This is a genomic window from Streptococcus suis, assembly GCF_017601095.1.
GTDB classification, from domain to species: Bacteria; Bacillota; Bacilli; order Lactobacillales; family Streptococcaceae; genus Streptococcus; species Streptococcus suis_Z.
The window spans coordinates 130,035-147,694 of sequence record NZ_JAGFUX010000001.1 but is presented as its reverse complement, the minus strand read 5'-3'; the positions used below and the strand labels follow the sequence as shown (position 1 = coordinate 147,694).

Annotated in this window: 18 protein-coding genes; 9 read left to right on the top strand and 9 right to left on the bottom strand. The window is 41.2% G+C overall.

Annotated features, from left to right (window positions below):
• The first annotated feature begins 15 nt into the window (after positions 1-15).
• Positions 16-1,185, top strand: coding sequence for an ATP-grasp domain-containing protein (locus J5566_RS00750; RefSeq protein ID WP_208561679.1), 1,170 nt, complete (start codon positions 16-18; stop codon positions 1,183-1,185).
• 91 nt (positions 1,186-1,276) lie between these two features.
• The gene (locus tag J5566_RS00745) at positions 1,277-2,308 is read left to right on the top strand and encodes a DUF6287 domain-containing protein (protein WP_208561678.1); all 1,032 of its coding nucleotides are present in this window, start codon (positions 1,277-1,279) and stop codon (positions 2,306-2,308) included.
• A 143-nt stretch (positions 2,309-2,451) separates the two neighbouring features.
• Here the strand turns inward: J5566_RS00745 and J5566_RS00740 are convergent, their stop codons facing one another.
• Positions 2,452-3,312 (bottom strand): IS3 family transposase, encoded by an 861-nt coding sequence (locus J5566_RS00740; RefSeq protein ID WP_208561677.1) that lies wholly within the window; start codon positions 3,310-3,312, stop codon positions 2,452-2,454.
• Positions 3,313-3,344: 32 nt separating this feature from the next.
• Entirely contained in the window at positions 3,345-3,665 is a 321-nt protein-coding gene (locus tag J5566_RS00735; RefSeq protein ID WP_208561676.1) for a transposase, read from the bottom strand.
• A gap of 169 nt (positions 3,666-3,834) precedes the next feature.
• On the opposite strand from J5566_RS00735, the gene J5566_RS00730 reads away from it, so the two are divergent.
• The 6 genes from J5566_RS00730 to J5566_RS00705 all read left to right on the top strand — a co-directional run bounded on the left by J5566_RS00730 (position 3,835) and on the right by J5566_RS00705 (position 10,062).
• On the top strand, positions 3,835-3,975 hold the full coding sequence (locus J5566_RS00730; RefSeq protein ID WP_208561675.1) for a hypothetical protein: 141 nt from the start codon (positions 3,835-3,837) through the stop codon (positions 3,973-3,975).
• An 82-nt stretch (positions 3,976-4,057) separates the two neighbouring features.
• On the top strand, positions 4,058-4,810 hold the full coding sequence (locus tag J5566_RS00725; protein ID WP_208561674.1) for an ABC transporter ATP-binding protein: 753 nt from the start codon (positions 4,058-4,060) through the stop codon (positions 4,808-4,810).
• Entirely contained in the window at positions 4,811-6,781 is a 1,971-nt protein-coding gene (locus J5566_RS00720; RefSeq protein ID WP_208561673.1) for an ABC transporter permease, read from the top strand. It abuts the gene before it with no gap.
• 95 nt (positions 6,782-6,876) lie between these two features.
• On the top strand, positions 6,877-7,542 hold the full coding sequence (locus J5566_RS00715) for a DNA-binding response regulator (RefSeq protein ID WP_079270236.1): 666 nt from the start codon (positions 6,877-6,879) through the stop codon (positions 7,540-7,542).
• Positions 7,539-8,480 carry a sensor histidine kinase gene (locus J5566_RS00710; RefSeq protein WP_208561672.1) on the top strand — a complete coding sequence of 314 codons (942 nt, stop codon included), beginning with the start codon at positions 7,539-7,541 and terminating at the stop codon, positions 8,478-8,480. The genes J5566_RS00715 and J5566_RS00710 overlap by 4 nt, the downstream gene beginning before the upstream one ends.
• A gap of 73 nt (positions 8,481-8,553) precedes the next feature.
• On the top strand, positions 8,554-10,062 hold the full coding sequence (locus J5566_RS00705; protein ID WP_208561671.1) for a phosphomannomutase/phosphoglucomutase: 1,509 nt from the start codon (positions 8,554-8,556) through the stop codon (positions 10,060-10,062).
• Between the two features lie 65 nt (positions 10,063-10,127).
• Here the strand turns inward: J5566_RS00705 and xerS are convergent, their stop codons facing one another.
• From xerS to J5566_RS00675, 7 genes are all read right to left on the bottom strand, one after another.
• Positions 10,128-11,198 carry a tyrosine recombinase XerS gene (xerS, locus tag J5566_RS00700; protein WP_208561670.1) on the bottom strand — a complete coding sequence of 357 codons (1,071 nt, stop codon included), beginning with the start codon at positions 11,196-11,198 and terminating at the stop codon, positions 10,128-10,130.
• Positions 11,199-11,640: 442 nt separating this feature from the next.
• Positions 11,641-11,796 carry a hypothetical protein gene (locus tag J5566_RS00695; protein ID WP_172003515.1) on the bottom strand — a complete coding sequence of 52 codons (156 nt, stop codon included), beginning with the start codon at positions 11,794-11,796 and terminating at the stop codon, positions 11,641-11,643.
• 99 nt (positions 11,797-11,895) lie between these two features.
• The gene (locus tag J5566_RS10650; RefSeq protein ID WP_261308950.1) at positions 11,896-12,024 is read right to left on the bottom strand and encodes a hypothetical protein; all 129 of its coding nucleotides are present in this window, start codon (positions 12,022-12,024) and stop codon (positions 11,896-11,898) included.
• A gap of 146 nt (positions 12,025-12,170) precedes the next feature.
• On the bottom strand, positions 12,171-12,836 hold the full coding sequence (locus tag J5566_RS00690) for a SatD family protein (RefSeq protein ID WP_105206699.1): 666 nt from the start codon (positions 12,834-12,836) through the stop codon (positions 12,171-12,173).
• A gap of 180 nt (positions 12,837-13,016) precedes the next feature.
• Positions 13,017-14,591, bottom strand: coding sequence for a signal recognition particle protein (gene ffh / locus J5566_RS00685; protein WP_208561669.1), 1,575 nt, complete (start codon positions 14,589-14,591; stop codon positions 13,017-13,019).
• A gap of 10 nt (positions 14,592-14,601) precedes the next feature.
• Entirely contained in the window at positions 14,602-14,934 is a 333-nt protein-coding gene (locus J5566_RS00680) for a putative DNA-binding protein (protein WP_208561668.1), read from the bottom strand.
• 86 nt (positions 14,935-15,020) lie between these two features.
• Entirely contained in the window at positions 15,021-15,719 is a 699-nt protein-coding gene (locus J5566_RS00675) for a GntR family transcriptional regulator (protein ID WP_208561667.1), read from the bottom strand.
• A 256-nt stretch (positions 15,720-15,975) separates the two neighbouring features.
• Here J5566_RS00675 and guaA point away from each other — a divergent pair, with 256 nt between their 5' ends.
• A complete protein-coding gene (guaA, locus tag J5566_RS00670) occupies positions 15,976-17,526 on the top strand; it encodes a glutamine-hydrolyzing GMP synthase (protein ID WP_208561666.1) in 1,551 nt (516 codons plus the stop codon).
• Positions 17,527-17,660 lie beyond the last annotated feature (134 nt).

Sequence of the window (17,660 nt, the reverse complement as noted above, 5' to 3'; positions counted from 1 at the left end):
TAGAAAGGACTGCCTATGAATTATCTCGTTATTTCCCCTTTTTATCCAGAAAATTTCCAACCATTTACCATTGAATTGGCTAAAAAAGAAGGTGTTACCGTTCTAGGTATTGGACAAGAACCTTATGAACAATTACCAGATGAACTCCGCAATGCTTTGACAGAATATTTCCGTGTGGAAGATTTGGAAAATATCGATGAAGTCAAGCGTGCAGCGGCTTTCTTGATTTACAAACATGGTCCAATTGACCGTGTAGAATCCCATAATGAGCATTGGTTGGAAAATGATGCAGCCCTCCGAGAACAATTTAACATCTTCGGAGCCAAACCCAAACACCTGAAAAAGACTAAATTTAAGTCAGAAATGAAAAAATATTTCAAAAAAGCAGGAGTTCCTGTCGTTCCAGGTGTGGTGGTTAAAACGGAGCGCGACTTTGGCAGAGCTTTGAAGAATGTTGGTTTCCCAATGATTGCTAAGCCTGACAATGGTGTCGGTGCGTCTGGTACTTTCAAAATCGAAAATAAAGAAGATTTTGATCGGTTTGTGGATACATGGGATCAGAAAACTGCCTACTTTTTTGAGAAATTTGTCAATTCGAGTACGATTACAACCTATGATGGTTTACTGGACCACGAGGGGAATGTTGTTTTTGAAACTGGCTTGACCTATGTCCACACACCATTGGAGCTTATGTTGTCAAGAAAAGACAATGCCTACTTTATCGAGAAGGAATTAGATCCAAAGTTGGTGGAATATGGCAGAGCTATTATAAAGGCTTTTGGTATGAGAGAGCGCTTCTTCCATATTGAATTTTTCAAGGAAGGTGATGACTATATCGCTATTGAGTACAATAACCGCATGGCAGGTGGCTTTACAGTGGAAGCCTACAATTACGCACATTCTATTGATTTGTTTAAGGATTATGCTAATATTGCGACTGGTGGTACTCTAGAGGATAGAAAATTTGACCCTCAATACTGCTTGGTTGCGACCCGTCGTGATACAACGGACTATGTTCACTCAGCAGATGATATTCATCAGAGATTTGCTGATAAGATTAAGACAGTTAAACGAATGCCAGATGCTTTTGCAGAACTACAAGGAAATGATGCCTACCTCCTTGTAACAGAGAGCAAGGATGAGTTGGATGACATGATTGCTTTTATTGGGGAAGTAAAACAATAATTTGTAAGCCGTATTGTTAATATACGGCTTTATTTTTGGTTTTATTCTTTTTTAGTGTATAATATAATAAAAATTATTTATTGGAGTATTTATGATAAAGAAAATAGGATTAATTTGTATGTTTGTCTTGCTTACTGCTTGTCAAGTGAAGCAGTCTTCTACTTCAGAGTCTACAAGTTCAAGCGAAGTTGCTAGTAGTTCTTCAACAAACAGTTCAGAGCTCGTGTCTTCGAGTCAAGATTACAGTGAGTATCAAACAGTTATTGAACGGTATCAAGAAAATATTGGGAAACCTATTTCTTCTCTTGATCAAAGCCAAGTTTCCAGTTATTTATCCTGGTTAGAGATCTATAAAACTGTTTATACTGGTGCATATTATTCCCAATATGATATAAACCATGATGGGATTGATGAATTATTGATCACATTAGAATATTCAAATCAAAAAGTTTTAATTGATCTTTATACATTAAATTCAACAGGCGAAATAACTCGATTAGCAGATTATTTTCGTAAATCTGGACCTGAAATTGGTGAAAAAGTGACAATTTGGCCATTGGAGGATGGAACTTTATCGTTAGAATCTGCAGGTTCATTCAGAATTTACGAAATGACTGGGGATGCTGAAGGACTAAAACAAGTTTCTGAAAGCTCCCCAACTCCATCTAGTTCGCCAGCCATTGATTTAAGAAGCTTAGAGTGGAATGAATTAGAAGCTTCAACAACTACCTCATCAGAAATTCAATCTTCTGTTGACTTGCAAGTGATTGTTCAAGGTGATTACTCGAGTTTAGCTGGAACTTGGTCAAATGCTCGAGGGAATACAATGATTGTTAAAGCAGATGGAACGATTACATTCCCAGACTATCCTGGTGAAGTTGAGTATTGGCAGGAGCCGTCTTTAGAAGCTGGAGGTTATGTACGATTAACACGATTTTCACCAAATCGAATGACTTCTCCAGGTGTTCCATTCTTATTGGTACCTGAAGGAGTTGCAATTCCTGCAGATAGATTCGTTGATGGCTTAACGGATATTTCTGATTCTTCTAAAGTTCGATTGTATGGTTCTCAAGGATTAAATACTCCAGAAGGTGTTGCAAACGAGACTTATTATCGTCAATAGACTTCAAAGTTAGGGTCGAATTTAAAAATTGACTATGAGTTTGCCATTTTTTATTGCTGAAAATTAAGGTTCCTATCGAAGGGGAACAATTTTAATAAATGAAAAAAGAATTTGGTCTGTTAAGCACCAAATAAAATGGACAGTTAAAAAAGGTAGGTTTTTAGAAGGTATGCTTCCCTAAATTCTAAGGGAGACATACCTTTTAATTTTTCTTGTAGTCTGTGCCAATTATACCAGTCAATGTACTCCCTGATTTGTTGGATGTGGACTTCCCTATCCTCAGGCGGAAATAGTCTCAAGGATTCACTCTTCAAGTGGGAAAAGAAATTCTTACATGCCGCATTATCATAACAATTTCCCTTGCCAGAATGAGAAATGGTCACACCGTATTGATCTAATTTTCGGAGATACTGTTGATTGGTATATTGAAAACCTTGGTTAGAATGAAGGATACAGACTTTGGTTGAATCCCAAGAATTGTGAAAAACCAGGTCTTTATTGTCAAAAACTAACTTGTTATCATTGAAATCTGATAGCGTATAGGCTAAAATGGAATTGTCATAACAATCTTTTATGACACTTAATAGCATCCTCCCTTGTTTGTGGTCAACGTAGCTGACATCCGTCGTCAGTTTTTGGAGAGGACGTTCTGCTTTAAAGTTTCGGGCAAGCACGTTGTAGTGGACGTGTCTTGCCTTTTCATTTATCTCTCGTTGCGTGCAGGATTGATACCGCTTCTTCCGAATCGGAGACTGGTGACCAAGAATACGCATATAGCGCAAGACCGTCTTAGGGTTAGGAGAAAGTTGATAGTGTCTTCTCAGATGATAAGAGATGCAGCGATAGCCTTTTTGAGTGTCATGGAAGATAGCTGTAATATTTTGGGCTAAGTTCGTATCAAACTGTTTATAGACCGGTCTCCCCATGCTCAACCAAAGGTAGTAAGAAGACCTGGGGAAGCCGAAATAGGCGCATAAAGAGGAGACAGAGTAACGATCTTTCAATCACTCCACGACTTGATAGAGGTGGACTCTTCTCACAGATTGAGGAGAGTCCTTAAGGTCTTTAAAATTGCATTCTCCATTCGTAGATAAGTATTCTGTTCCTCAAGGGTCATCTCTTCTAGATTCCTTGTTTTGGGACGATCAGTGGACTTTCTACCTCGTAAATCTTGGGAGAGTAAAGTAAGGTCTTCTAGGTATTTTCTTGTCCAAGTTAAAACTTGGTTGTCTGATTTTAAGCCATATTTTTTGACATTAGAAGGCATCTCTCCGCTCTTTCCGCTGAGGTAGTCTTCAACTATCTGTAGTTTGAACTCGGGTGGATAGTTGGTGAACTTGCTTCCTTTTTTAGCCATGAAAAAAGAACCTCCTTATATGGACAGTCCATATAAGTGGTTCTTTTCAGATTTTATCCAAACTCTTGTTTCATTACAATCTTGTAAGTTTTTAGGTCAGAATTGTAAGGGAATTGATGGCTAATCTATTCTATAATAGACTCATAAGAAAACGAAAGAAGGGAATCATATGTCATTCAAATTTTTACAAGCCAAGAAAATGGAAGAAACGCTATTCTCAGAAAAAGAGAGAGCTAAACTCATTGAACAAGCCATATTCTTTGAAGAGCTCTCCCATGATTTGCAAAGTATGCGATTTATGGCATACTAGAGGGAGACAGAAAAGGTGTTGACCTAGTAAAGAAGTATTATGAAACAGTAAGAAGAAAAGATAAAAACTATTAGGAGTTTGTATGTTATTAGAAATCAATCATTTAGAAAAAGTTTACCGCACACGTTTTTCAAAAGAGGAAACGCGTGCCCTTCAAGATGTGGACTTCAAAGTCGATAAGGGTGAATTCATTGCAATTATGGGCGAAAGTGGCTCTGGAAAAACGACCTTACTCAATATTCTAGCAACCCTGGACAAACCAACTCGTGGCTCTGTTCTTTTGAACAATCAAGATATTACAAAAATCAAAGAGAGTAAGCTGGCCGATTTCCGCCTGCGTAACCTGGGCTTTGTCTTCCAAGATTTTAACCTCTTAGATACTCTGTCTATCCAAGATAATATCTTTTTACCTCTCGTATTGGCGCGAGCTAGCCATCAAGAAATGGAGAAAGGTTTGAAAGTGCTGGCTCCCAAACTGCGCATTCAAGATTTGTTGAAAAAACGTCCTTTTGAGCTGTCTGGTGGACAGAAGCAGCGCGTGGCCATTGCCCGTAGTTTGATTACACAGCCACAGATTGTCCTAGCGGACGAGCCAACTGCCGCCCTTGACTATCGCAATTCGGAAGACTTGCTGAATTTATTTGAGGACATCAACCTAGATGGACAAACCATTCTCATGGTGACTCACTCAGCCAACGCAGCTAGTCATGCTAAGCGAGTACTCTTTATCAAGGACGGGCGGATTTTCCACCAATTGTACAAGGCAGGTAAGAGCAATCAAGACTTTGCCAAGGAAATTTCGCTCAATATGTCTGTACTTTTAGGGGGTGAGTAGATGTTTTACCTCAAACTTGCTGGGCAAAATATCCGAAAATCCATGGGTGTTTTTGCTCCATTCGTTTTAGCCAGTCTTGTGCTATTTACTCTGATTTGTTCCATGTTCTTACTCATGCTAAGTCCAGTTATGGAGACCATGGGCTCTGGTGCCGTTTCTATCGGTCTTGGTGTTGTTGTTCTGACCATTTTCTCGGTCATTATGGAGATTTATAGCTTTAATTTCCTGATGAAACAACGGGCGAGAGAATTTGGTCTCTATAACATGCTGGGGATGAACAAGAAAAAAGTAGCCTTGATAGCCAGCTTAGAATTGATGATGATTTTCTTGCTAGTTGTGGTTCTTGGTTCTGTCTTAGCTGGTGTGTTTGCAAATGTTCTCTACTTGATTTTTGTCAATATAACACATTATAGTGATTTGCATTTTGGAATAGCCCCTTTGGCCTTTGTCATGACCGCCTTTCTCTTTGCTGGTATCTTCTTTCTCTTGGAATTGCTAGCCATTCGGACCATTGGCAAGACCAGTCCACTGATTTTGTTTCGAGCTAGTGAAAAAGGAGAGAAGGAGCCAAAAGGCAATGTCCTTCTGGCTGCCCTTGGTGTATTGGGACTGGGTGTTGGCTACTACCTGTCACTTTCATCGAAAGCAGCAGGGGTAGCTGTCATCTATCGGTTCTTCATCGCTGTGCTCTTTGTCATCGCGGGGACCTACTTGTTCTACATCAGCTTTATGACTTGGTATTTGAAGGCTCGTCGGAAAAACAAAGGCTATTTTTACACGCCAGAGCATTTCATTACCACGTCGCAGATGATTTTCCGTATGAAACAGCATGCAACTGGTTTGGCAAATATTACCCTCTTAGCAGTCATGGCCTTTGTGACCATTGCAACAACGACTTCACTTTATACTGGCATGTCAAGCATGACAAGTGGTCTTTATCCAAAGGAAACATCTATTACCTACAAAGTTGCGGATAGAAGTCAGGGTGAAAGTGCCTATCAGCAATCGGTGCTCAGCCATTTTCCAGAAAAAGCGGAAGATAGTCTGTCCTACCTGACCTACCAAGCTGGTCTGGTCTATGACGGTGGGAAGGAGATTGTCATTAGTCCAGAAACCATTGCCAATCCAGACTTTAGCAAAATAGCCTTTACCTACTTCGTCACCCAAGATGATTTCCGGAAGTTGGGCAATGACCTGCCAGAGCTTGCTGCCAATCAAGTGGTCTTTATGCGTCCGAGTGAAAAACCATTGCTGAAGAAGCTTGTTTTGGGCGATCATACCTTTGAGAATGTAGCCAATCTTGACCAGGCTATTTTCCCAGACATCACCAATACGCTAAATGCCGCCGTTATGGTAGTCAGTGATGACACTGTATTGAATACTGTTCGTGAGTATTATGAGTCCAATAATCCGCAAGGCTATCAGGTTAGCCTGGACTACCGTGTCTTTACCGACTTGACTGATGAAGAGGTTACTTCAATTGGTGAGCAAACTGGGGACTCTTATAATATCAACGATGCAAACGGAGAATTCCTAGGATATGCTATGCAAAAATCCGATTTCAACAATTTACTGATGGGCTTTAGAGGCGGTTTCCTCTTTACAGGTTTCTTGCTGGGAATTAGTTTCCTACTGGGTGCAGCCTTGATTATCTACTACAAGCAGTACTCGGAAGGGCATGAAGACAAGAAATCCTACAAGATTCTACAAGAAGTGGGCATGAGTGCAACAGCAGTCAAAAAGACCATTAACTCGCAAACACTTACGGTCTTCTTTATGCCACTAGCTATGGCGACCTTGCATTTCATGATTTCTCTTGTTATGCTTAAGCAAATGCTATTGACCTTTGGTGTCACCTCTTCGCTTATGATTTATACCGTCAGCGGAATTACCCTACTGGCAGTCGCTCTGATTTACTTTGTCATTTACAAGTGGACCAGCCGAACCTATTATCGTATTATTGAACGGTAGAAGAAGTCTCGCCTTGTGCGAGATTTCTTGCATTTTATAACTGCATCAGTAAATGAAATTAGGACAAGTAACGATGTATTTGGTACAATATTAGCATGAAAAAAGAAAAGATTTATATTGTTGAAGATGATGAAATGATTGTCCAGCTCTTGAAGCAGCATTTGGGAAAATCGTATCAGGTGGAAAGTGTGCAGAATTTCCGAGCTGTCAGTCAGGAAGTTGCTGAAATCAAACCAGACTTGGTGCTGATGGACATTAGCCTGCCTTATTACAACGGTTTTTACTGGACGACAGAAATCCGTAAAACCATGACTATGCCTATTATCTTTATCTCCTCTAGCGATGATGAGATGAATGCGGTCATGGCCATGAACATGGGTGGCGATGATTTTGTTTCCAAGCCTTTTTCACTGGGAATTTTGGATGCTAAAATCGGTGCCTTCTTGCGTCGGGTTAATCAATTCAGCAAATCAACCGATTTGTCTATCGACCAGTTCCAGCTTAGTTTGGACGGGCGATTTTCAAATGAATCGGAACAGGTTCAACTTTCACCTACGGAAACCAAGATTTTGTCCGCCTTGCTAGAAAGACAAGGGCAGATTGTTAGCAAGGATGAACTCTTGGAAAAACTCTGGGAAAATGAAGAATTTATCGACCAGAATACGCTCAATGTCAACATGACCAGATTGCGTAAGAAGGTGAGCGAGGTCGGTTTTGAACGTATTCATACTGTTCGTGGCGTGGGGTACTTGGTCAAATGATAACAAAATTTATCCGTGAATTCCGTAGTTTTTATTTCTCATATATTGTTTTGTCTGGCAGTTTTATCTTGCTCTTCTATCTCTATCAATTGCCCAGCGAATTTCTACAAAACGCTCTGCTATTGTCCCTAACCTTCTTAATCCTTCTGACTGCAGGGCTTTTCTGGAAGTTTCGCAACCGCATGAGGGCCTTGGAAGACTATGTCCATGAAGAAGCTCTGCCTCTGCTGAATAAGCCTGTGGACCTTGCCTATCTCAACTTGATTGAGGCAGAGAAGGAGGCGACGCGGGAGCAGCTTTTGGTCTATAAGTCACGAGAAGAAGACCTGCAAGCTATGGTCAAAATGTGGTCCCATCAGATGAAAGTGCCTCTGGCTGCCCTGTCTTTGATGAGCCAGACTGACAATCTCAACCAGCAGGATGTCAATCACCAGCTCTTGCGCTTGGATAATTACATGGCCAATCTCCTCAATTACCTCAAACTGACCAACCATTCTAGCGATTTTCGATTTGAGCAGGTGGAAGTAAGAGAAGTGGTGGTCGATTTGGTCAAAAAATACCGCAATCAGTTCTTGCAAAAAGAGATTTCGGTGACCATTGATGGAAATTGGCTACTGAAAACCGATAAGAAATGGCTCAGTTTTGCCCTGTCACAGATAATCGACAATGCCCTCAAGTACAATAAGACTGGTGGTAAGGTGGTCATTGAATTGAATGGGGGAATTTCCATTTCCGATACGGGAATTGGCATTCTGGCTGAGGATATTCCTCGCCTGTTTGACGAGGGATTTACAGGTTTTAATGGCCGTGAACATCAAAAAGCGACAGGTTTTGGGCTTTATTTGACAAAGAGTGTTTTAAGTCAATTAGATTTAGGCATTAAAGTGGAAAGCCGAGTAGACGTCGGCACCACTGTAACCATCACCAAAGTACAGTAGAAGCTGTAATTTTCCCTTTTGAAACCACTTTAATTTATGATATACTTGACATAGTTTGAATTAGGAGGTTACTATGTCCCATCATCACGTCTTGCAAAATGGATCAGATATTCGTGGAATTGCTATCGCTACAGACGAATATGCTGTCAATCTCACTCCACAAGCCACCAAGGAAATCGTTCGTGGCCTGATTCATTGGCTAACTCAGAAGCCAGAACTGGCTCAAGCCTATCAAGAAGGACAGCTCAAGATCGGTATCGGTCGAGACAGCCGCCTCAGCGGTCCAGATTTGGTCGCTGCCTTTACAGAAGAAGCCGTTCGTCTGGGAGTTCAGCTGATTGACTTTGGCATGGCCACCACGCCTGCTCTCTTCATGAGCACCCAGTACCCTCAGTTCAAGTGCCATGCTGGTGTCATGATCACTGCTAGCCACCTGCCTTATTACTTCAACGGCATTAAGATTTTTTCGGAAAATGGCGGAGCAGAGCATGAAGATATTGACTTCATCCTCTCGCATAGTGAAGACTTGCCAGCTTCTTCCCTTGGAAATGTCACCACTGCAGACCTGATGACGCCTTACTCCCAAGACCTCGTAGGCAAAATTCGCTCAGCCTGTGACGGACAAGAAAAACCACTGATAGGTCTTAATATTATCGTCGATGCTGGAAATGGTGCAGGCGGATTTTTTGCTGAGAAAGTGTTGGCAGAATTGGGAGCAGATACCACAGGCTCACAATTCCTAGACCCAGACGGAACTTTCCCAAACCATGTTCCAAACCCAGATAACAAGGAAGCTATGGAAAGCATTCGTCAGTCCGTCTTGAAGCAAGGGGCAGATCTAGGCATTATCTTTGATACAGACGTTGACCGTGCCGCCCTGGTCACCAAGTCAGGTCAAATTCTCAATCGTAACAACCTGATTGCCGTTCTCAGCCAGATTGTCCTAGCTGAACATCCAGGAACCAGCATTGTGACCAATTCCCCAACAACTGAACACCTTAAAGTCTTTATAGAAAGCCTGGGCGGTAAACAAATTCGCTATATTTCAGGCTACCGTAATGTCATTAACCGTGCTATTTTAGCAAACCAAGAGGGAATTGACTGCCAGTTGGCTATCGAAACCTCTGGACACGCTGCCTTTAAGGAAAATTACTTTCTTGATGACGGAACCTATGTGGCGGCTAAGATTCTCATGCTCTTACCAAAACTGCAAGCGGAAGGCAAGTCTTTGGACGACTTGATTGCCCAGCTCAAACAACCGCTTGAAACCCAAGAAGTGCGGTTCAAACTAGAAGCAGAAGATTATCGCGTACTGGGTGAACAGGTCATTGCTGATCTCCGCCAAACCAGTCTCGAAGGCTTTGCTTTTAACCCAGAAAACGAAGAAGGAGTGCGGTTTGACCTGACCGAGCCTTATGGTGACGGCTGGCTCTTGCTCCGTATGAGCCTCCATGAGCCACTCTTGGTCTTGCAGGTGGAGAATGACCAGACTGGCTATATTCCTGCCGTTTTACGAACACTCTCAACCTTTTTGGACCAGTACCCAGCAGTTAATCAGGATAAATTGAAAGAATTGATTTAGATAAAAAGAGGAGTAGGCTTTGTGCTTACTCCTTGATTTGTTTACATAATTTATTTTACGTAACATTATAGCTGATCCAGAGCATTTTTCTGCTCATCGTTGACGATATGGGTGTAGAGGTCAGTGACCTGGGTATTGGCATGGCCCAGCTGATGACTGACTAGAACTTGCGACTTGGTGGCATCGTAGAGCCGTGTTGCCAGCGTGTGACGGAGTTTGTGGGGTGTCACACGTATCTTGAAGTCCGCAGAATATTTGGCCACCATTTTTTCAATAGAAGAAGCATCGATACGATTGGGCAGACCGCGGTATTCGGATAGGAAGAAGGCTGTATCCGTTTTTTCAGCCTTGTAGCGTTGCTGACGGATGCTCAGATAGGCTTCCAGATAGGGCTTAGCAAAACCAGCCACATTGACCGAGTCCCGTTTACCACCCTTACGGGTTACTTCGATCATCATCATATTGAGGTTGACATCTCGAAGATCCAAATTCACCGCCTCTGACAGACGGACTCCAGAAGCCAAGAGAAGTGCCAGAATCGCCAAATCCCGCTCCTTATTTTTCTGGAAGGATGAGAGGGCACGTTTGGATAACTTTACCTGGTATTCTTTATCGACATAGTCCAAGAACTCCATCGTTTCATCGCCCAAAAAGATCTTTTGCTTGATATTCTCCGCCCGCGCTGCCAAGGTTTCCTTCTTCTTCTTGGTGGACACCTTCTTCATGACATTACGGTAGAAGTAGGGCTCCCCCTGCTCATTTTCCACTTCTTCGGTTAAATACTTGAAGAGACTAGAAAGTGCCGACAGAGTACGGTTAATGGTGGTCTGCGACACACCATTCTGCGTGGTATTGGCGTTCAGCAAGGGACGCTCCCGCAGATAAAGAATAAAGGCCTCCATATCTTTCTTGGTTAGATGCTCCAGAACATCCAGCGGAATGTCAGCAATCCGTTCAACAGACACCAAATCTGAATCCTGTAACCACTCAAAAAAACGACGGTATTCTTTCAAGTATTCGTACAAGGTTGTAAAACTGTAAGGCACAGCCAACTTTGACTGATAATATTCCATGACATACCAAGGCATGATTTCCTTCAGTTGATCAATTTTTTCCAATAACAACTCGCGTCTCATCATTTTCTCCTGATTTTAGTTTACTAGTTTGAAAAGTACAAAATAATACCCCTTAGAAAATCCAGTTTTTCCAAGAATAATGTACATTTTTTGAGAAAAAATTTTTTCCGGTTATATGACTAGTAGTATAGCATAAACTCATATAACTTTCAAGAAAATTATAGTTTTTCGGAAAGATGTGTGGTGGTATGTTAGATTAATAACCAAAAAAAATTTTTTAGGAAAAATTAGCCTAAAATGTACTTTATTCAAGGCTAAACTGGAATTTCTAGATACCCTTATTTTTCCATAAAAATGTACTTTATTAACTAGAAAACTGGAAATTTTTTCAAAAGTACATTTTTCTAGTTAATTTGATGCCCAAAACTATATTATCGGATATAGAGATACCTCATTTTTAACCAAAACAAAAACAGATCTATAATTCTCTGGGTGTTGTAAATTATTTTATTATTTCAAATTCTTCGGCTGGGTATAAATAATCTTCTCCAGATTTATCTACAACACGGTACCATCCATGTTCTATAGAAAGGATTTCATAAATTTTCCCGTTATCCAAAGTATGAGATTCGGTCTTACCAATATATTTAGCTCGCATTACAACCACCTCTTGACTTTAAATTCAACTTTACCTATGTTTTTCGCCTGATACCAATGAGCTTCTATCTTACTGCTGGTAGATAATCTGCAATGCCTTTTACTTTTTCCAATCTTTTGCATTTGAGCGACATTCTCTAACCAATCGACGGATATAAACAATCTGACTTAGAACATCCTTCCCAGCAATTACTTCAATATTTGTAATTTTACTGCCACGTTTAATCAAATAGTCTCCTCTAACAGGAAACCCTATTTGAACATAGATGTCTCTAGCGTTAGTACTTAGCGACTGGCGAATACGATGAAGATGAAATTATATTACGATTAGAATTCTAAGAAAAAGTTTACACAAAATAAATTATGTAAACAAAATTAACTTCTTTGACTGAGCTGCAGGATTAAATCCATAGCTGTTTTTCGATTGCGGAAATAGATTTTTACCCCACTCGATTTCAAACGTTTGGTAAAGGCGCTTTGACTGAGTTTCATTTTCTCAGCAATTGGCTTTTGTTTGAAATCTTCTTGATAGATTTTTTGGGAGATTAAGGTCTCAAACAGATCCGTTTGCGAACGATTCCAAGCAGCTTTGATGAAATCGCTAGAAGTTAGCAAGGGGTTGATCACACGATCGATTTGCTTGTATTCAGATGAAAATGCAATTTTGCTGGTGCCGTAGTCATGGTTGTCATGAATGAAGTCAATAGCCTTGCGTGCTTCCCAATAAGCTGGACCATCTGCTCCAATACTTAGCTTTGGATTGATAGCTGTTAGAATCTCACCCAAACCAATTCCAAATCGAATCTCCACCTCATCACGAAAAGCTATTTGGATTTGGTCAATCATCAAAAAGATATAAGGGTTAGGCTTGCATAAAGCTTGAAATTTATCTCCCTTTGTAATGGTAAAAGGTGATGCGAAGTCCTGAGAGAAGGAATGATTGATTCTACTCAGCTGTTGTTTTAGTCGCTCTTGAATACTAGAGCGGTTGGAAATCTGTTTTGAATTGACAATATCTCCTATTATTGCGATATAATTCATAACTTGCCCTTTGTTTCTATTATAACGGACAATATATAAGTTGTCCATTAAAAAGGACATTTTCTATTATTTCTATTATAGCGGAAAGTATTTGAGTTCAAAAATCATTTTTTCTGCTTTGCTACTTCTATTTTATATTGCTGTATCTTACTTCTTCGAATAAAAAGTAAAAAGAAGAGATCATTTTCTCTTCTTTTTGGCTTTCTTAATCTTGTTGGCTTGGCGTTTCATGGCCTGTTTCATAGCGAATTCACCGATTTTACCTTTCAATCCGCCTCCAAACATTTGGGACATGTCTGGCATACCAGCACCTCCCATTAGTTGGCTCATATCCGGCATGCCTGCACCGCCCATCATATCTTCAAGAGCAGACATATCCATACCGTTCATATTTGGAATGTTTTTAGGGAGATTATTTGGATTGATTCCCATTTGTTTCATCATTTTGTTCATGTCGCCTGACATGACACCCTGCATCATGGTTTTCGCTTGGTTGAAATCCTTGATAAATTTATTGACTTCGACAAAGCTATTGCCAGAACCGTTAGCAATACGACGGCGACGGCTAGGTGTCAACAAATCAGGATTTTCACGTTCGGCTGGTGTCATAGAAGATACGATAGCTCGTTTTCGTGCAATTTCACGCTCGTCAACTTTCAAGTTGGCAAGGGCTGGGTTACCAGCCATACCTGGAATCATCTTCAGCAGGTCTTCCATTGGTCCCATATTCTGAACTTGGTCCAATTGATCGATGAAATCGTTGAAATCAAAGGTATTCTCACGCATTTTTTCAGCGAGTTCCAATGATTTCTTCTCATCATATTCTTTGCTGGCTTTTTCAATCAAGGTCAGCATGTCACCCATGCCCAGAATACGTGAGGACATACGGTCTGGGTGGAAGGTCTCGATGTCGGTGATTTTTTCACCAGTACCGGTGAATTTGATTGGCTGACCAGTAATGTGACGGACAGACAAGGCTGCACCACCACGTGTATCGCCGTCAATCTTGGTCAAAATCACACCAGTAATAGCCAGTTGATCATTGAACTCACGCGCAACGTTAGCAGCTTCCTGACCAATCATGGCATCGACGACCAAGAGGATTTCGTTTGGCTGAGCAAACTCTTTGATTTCTCTCAATTCGGACATAAGGGCTTGGTCAATCTGCAAACGACCGGCCGTATCAATCAAGACATAGTCATTGTGGTTGGCTTTGGCTTGCTCCAAACCTTGACGGACAATTTCTAAAGCTGGGACCTGGTTACCTAGCTCAAAGACTGGTACATCAATTTGTTTACCAAGGGTTTTCAACTGATCAATGGCAGCTGGACGATAAATATCCGCCGCAATCAAGAGAGGACGAGCATTCTCTTCCTGTTTGAGTTTGTTGGCCAGCTTACCTGTAAAGGTTGTTTTACCCGCACCCTGCAAACCAGCCATCATGATAATGGTTGGAATTTTTGGTGATTTGATAATGTCAGACGTTTCAGAACCTAATACAGCAGTCAATTCTTCATCAACGATTTTGATGATTTGTTGGGCTGGGTTCAGAGTGTCAATGACTTCGTGACCAATGGCACGTTCACGCACTTTTTTGATAAAGTCTTTGACAACTGGAAGGGCTACGTCGGCTTCTAGTAAGGCCAAACGAATTTCCTTAGTTGCTTCCTGAATATCACTCTCAGAAATTTTTCCCTTACGGCGAAGGTTTTTAAAGACGGATTGTAGACGCTCCGTTAAGCTTTCAAATGCCATTTTCTTCTCCTTAATCGCGATTATCTATACTGGACAAAATCAATAATTTTTCTTTTAAAGCCTCATCATCTGGATAGGTTTCTAAGAGTTCATCCAAAATTTGACTCCGGACTACATAATCAGAGTACATGTGCAGTTTCATTTCATAGTCCTCTAATAACTTTTCGGTCCGTTTGATATTGTCATAAACAGCTTGACGACTTACTTGAAATTCTTCTGCGATCTCAGCCAAACTATAATCATCTGCATAGTAGAGCTCGATGTAATTCATCTGCTTGTCGGTTAGTAAGGCAGCATAGAATTCAAATAAGGCGTTCATTCGGTTGGTTTTTTCAATTTCCATAAGATTTATTATACCAAAAATCTCTTCTCTTGATAACTTTTGAAATCAGTTTCAACACTTATTTACATAATTTTTGTTATGTAATATCAGTTATTCTCCAGATAGAACTCAAAACGCTCCCCAACATACTGACTATTGACAAATTCAAAAGCCTGACCATTTTCCAAATAGGAAACTTGGCGCAATGCTAGGATAGGATGGTTTTTTGAAATGTTCAACAGCTTGGCAATTTTGTCATTTGCAAGTCGGGCATAAATGGTTTGCTGAGTTTTTCCAAGTTTAAAGCCGTTTTTGGTTAGGGTTTTATAGAACTGATTGGTGACCTCTTCTTTTTTCATGTCTTGAATAAGCCGAGCGGGAATGCTAGCTACTTCATAGACAACCGGAACCGCATCCGCAAACCGCACGCGCTCCATTCGTATCACAAACTCCCCTTTTTCCAAAGCCAGTACATCAATCTCTTTTTCATTTGGCTTTGTTTTAACGAAAGAAAGGACACGACTTGAAGGTTCTTTTCCCTGAAGTTGGACAATTTCTGAAAAAGAGGTCGTTCCGCGCATTTTTTCTTGAACACGTGTATTGGCAACGTAGGTGCCTGAACCGACCTTGCGTTGCAGCACTCCTTCTTCTACCAGCAGGGTAACTCCTTGGCGCAAGGTCATACGAGAAACACCAAATTTATCTGCCAAATCTCGTTCACTCGGCAGTCTCTGTCCGATGGCCCAAATGCCCTGATCAATTTGTTCTTTAATTTTATCGTGAATCGTTATATAAGCTGCTTTCATCCTGGCTCCTTTATATCTTCTATTCTATCAAAAAAAATCCATTTTAACTAGAAATTCCCAAAATCATACTCAAACAGACTTGTCGAAAACTTTCTTAAAATATTTGGTGATACAACTGCAATTTCCGAACAAATGAAAAACTTATTTCCGACTTCGATAGTCTTTAAATGATTTATAGCTTCTTGTGGAAAATAGTCTTGATTTATGTTAGAATAAAAAACATACATTTAAAATATTCAAAAGGAATGAGGACAGAATGACTAAACAAGATGTTCAAAAGATTATTGTTCTGGATTACGGTAGCCAGTACAATCAACTCATTTCACGTCGTATTCGTGAATTTGGGGTCTTTTCTGAATTAAAAAGCCATAAGATTACAGCTGCGGAAATCCGTGAGATTGCTCCAATCGGTATCGTACTTTCTGGGGGACCAAACTCCGTTTACGCAGATAATGCTTTCGATATTGACCCAGAAATCTTCGAATTGGGGATTCCAGTTCTAGGCATTTGCTACGGTATGCAGTTGATTACCCATAAATTGGGTGGTAAGGTTGTGCCAGCTGGCGAAGCTGGTAACCGTGAGTACGGTCAGTCAACGCTTGAACTCAAGGCTGAGTCAGCCCTGTTTGCTGGAACACCGCAAGAACAGCTTGTTCTCATGAGCCACGGTGATGCAGTAACTGAAATTCCTGCTGATTTCCACCTGGTTGGTCTTTCCGCAGACTGTCCTTATGCTGCCATTGAAAATACTGAACGCCGTATCTACGGTATCCAGTTCCACCCAGAAGTCCGTCATTCCATCTATGGAAATGACATCCTAAAAAACTTTGCTCTTTCTATCTGTGGAGCAAAGGGCGACTGGACAATGGAAAACTTCATCGATACAGAGATTGAAAAAATCCGTCAGACAGTTGGCGACAAGAAAGTCTTGCTCGGTCTGTCAGGTGGTGTCGATTCTTCTGTTGTTGGGGTCCTTCTCCAGCGCGCTATTGGTGACCAATTGACCTGTATCTTCGTTGACCACGGTCTTCTTCGTAAGAATGAAGGCGATCAGGTTATGGAGATGTTGGGTGGCAAGTTCGGCCTCAATATTATTCGCGTCGATGCTGCTAAGCGTTTCTTAGACCTACTTGCTGGCGTATCTGACCCTGAGAAGAAACGTAAAATCATCGGTAATGAATTTGTTTACGTCTTTGACGATGAAGCTAGCAAGTTGACCGATGTGGAATTTTTGGCTCAAGGAACGCTTTATACGGATATTATCGAGTCTGGTACGGATACGGCTGAAACCATCAAGTCCCACCACAACGTTGGCGGTCTGCCAGAAGATATGCAGTTTAAGTTGATTGAGCCACTCAATACTCTCTTTAAAGATGAAGTTCGTGCCGTCGGTACTGCTCTTGGTATGCCTGATGAAGTCGTGTGGCGCCAACCATTCCCAGGACCAGGCCTTGCCATTCGTGTCATGGGTGAAATTACTGAGGAAAAACTTCAAACCGTTCGTGAATCTGACGCTATCTTGCGTGAGGAAATCGCCAAAGCTGGGCTTGATCGCGATGTTTGGCAGTATTTTACGGTCAATACTGGCGTTCGCTCAGTAGGTGTTATGGGTGATGGCCGTACCTACGACTACACCATCGCCATCCGAGCTATCACTTCTGTCGATGGTATGACAGCTGACTTTGCCAAACTACCTTGGGAAGTCCTTCAGAAAATCTCTGTCCGCATCGTAAATGAAGTCGATCACGTCAACCGCATCGTTTATGACATCACCAGCAAACCACCAGCAACGGTTGAGTGGGAGTGATAGAGCCTGGGGATAGGCTCTATCAGCCAGTCCATCACGACTAATTTACCCGATGCCTAAAAACGAAAGAGCATCGTTGTCTGGGGATAGACTGTTTTACCCGACACCTAAAAATAATAAAGCGTCGCTAGTCC

Coding starts and splice junctions, on each gene's coding strand:
- J5566_RS00750 (WP_208561679.1), top strand. CDS start 16: ATGAATTATCTCGTTATTTCCCCTTTTTATCCAGAAAATTTCCAACCA.
- J5566_RS00745 (WP_208561678.1), top strand. CDS start 1,277: ATGATAAAGAAAATAGGATTAATTTGTATGTTTGTCTTGCTTACTGCT.
- J5566_RS00735 (WP_208561676.1), bottom strand. CDS start 3,665: ATGGCTAAAAAAGGAAGCAAGTTCACCAACTATCCACCCGAGTTCAAA.
- J5566_RS00730 (WP_208561675.1), top strand. CDS start 3,835: ATGTCATTCAAATTTTTACAAGCCAAGAAAATGGAAGAAACGCTATTC.
- J5566_RS00725 (WP_208561674.1), top strand. CDS start 4,058: ATGTTATTAGAAATCAATCATTTAGAAAAAGTTTACCGCACACGTTTT.
- J5566_RS00720 (WP_208561673.1), top strand. CDS start 4,811: ATGTTTTACCTCAAACTTGCTGGGCAAAATATCCGAAAATCCATGGGT.
- J5566_RS00715 (WP_079270236.1), top strand. CDS start 6,877: ATGAAAAAAGAAAAGATTTATATTGTTGAAGATGATGAAATGATTGTC.
- J5566_RS00710 (WP_208561672.1), top strand. CDS start 7,539: ATGATAACAAAATTTATCCGTGAATTCCGTAGTTTTTATTTCTCATAT.
- J5566_RS00705 (WP_208561671.1), top strand. CDS start 8,554: ATGTCCCATCATCACGTCTTGCAAAATGGATCAGATATTCGTGGAATT.
- xerS (WP_208561670.1), bottom strand. CDS start 11,198: ATGAGACGCGAGTTGTTATTGGAAAAAATTGATCAACTGAAGGAAATC.
- J5566_RS00695 (WP_172003515.1), bottom strand. CDS start 11,796: ATGCGAGCTAAATATATTGGTAAGACCGAATCTCATACTTTGGATAAC.
- J5566_RS00690 (WP_105206699.1), bottom strand. CDS start 12,836: ATGAATTATATCGCAATAATAGGAGATATTGTCAATTCAAAACAGATT.
- ffh (WP_208561669.1), bottom strand. CDS start 14,591: ATGGCATTTGAAAGCTTAACGGAGCGTCTACAATCCGTCTTTAAAAAC.
- J5566_RS00680 (WP_208561668.1), bottom strand. CDS start 14,934: ATGGAAATTGAAAAAACCAACCGAATGAACGCCTTATTTGAATTCTAT.
- J5566_RS00675 (WP_208561667.1), bottom strand. CDS start 15,719: ATGAAAGCAGCTTATATAACGATTCACGATAAAATTAAAGAACAAATT.
- guaA (WP_208561666.1), top strand. CDS start 15,976: ATGACTAAACAAGATGTTCAAAAGATTATTGTTCTGGATTACGGTAGC.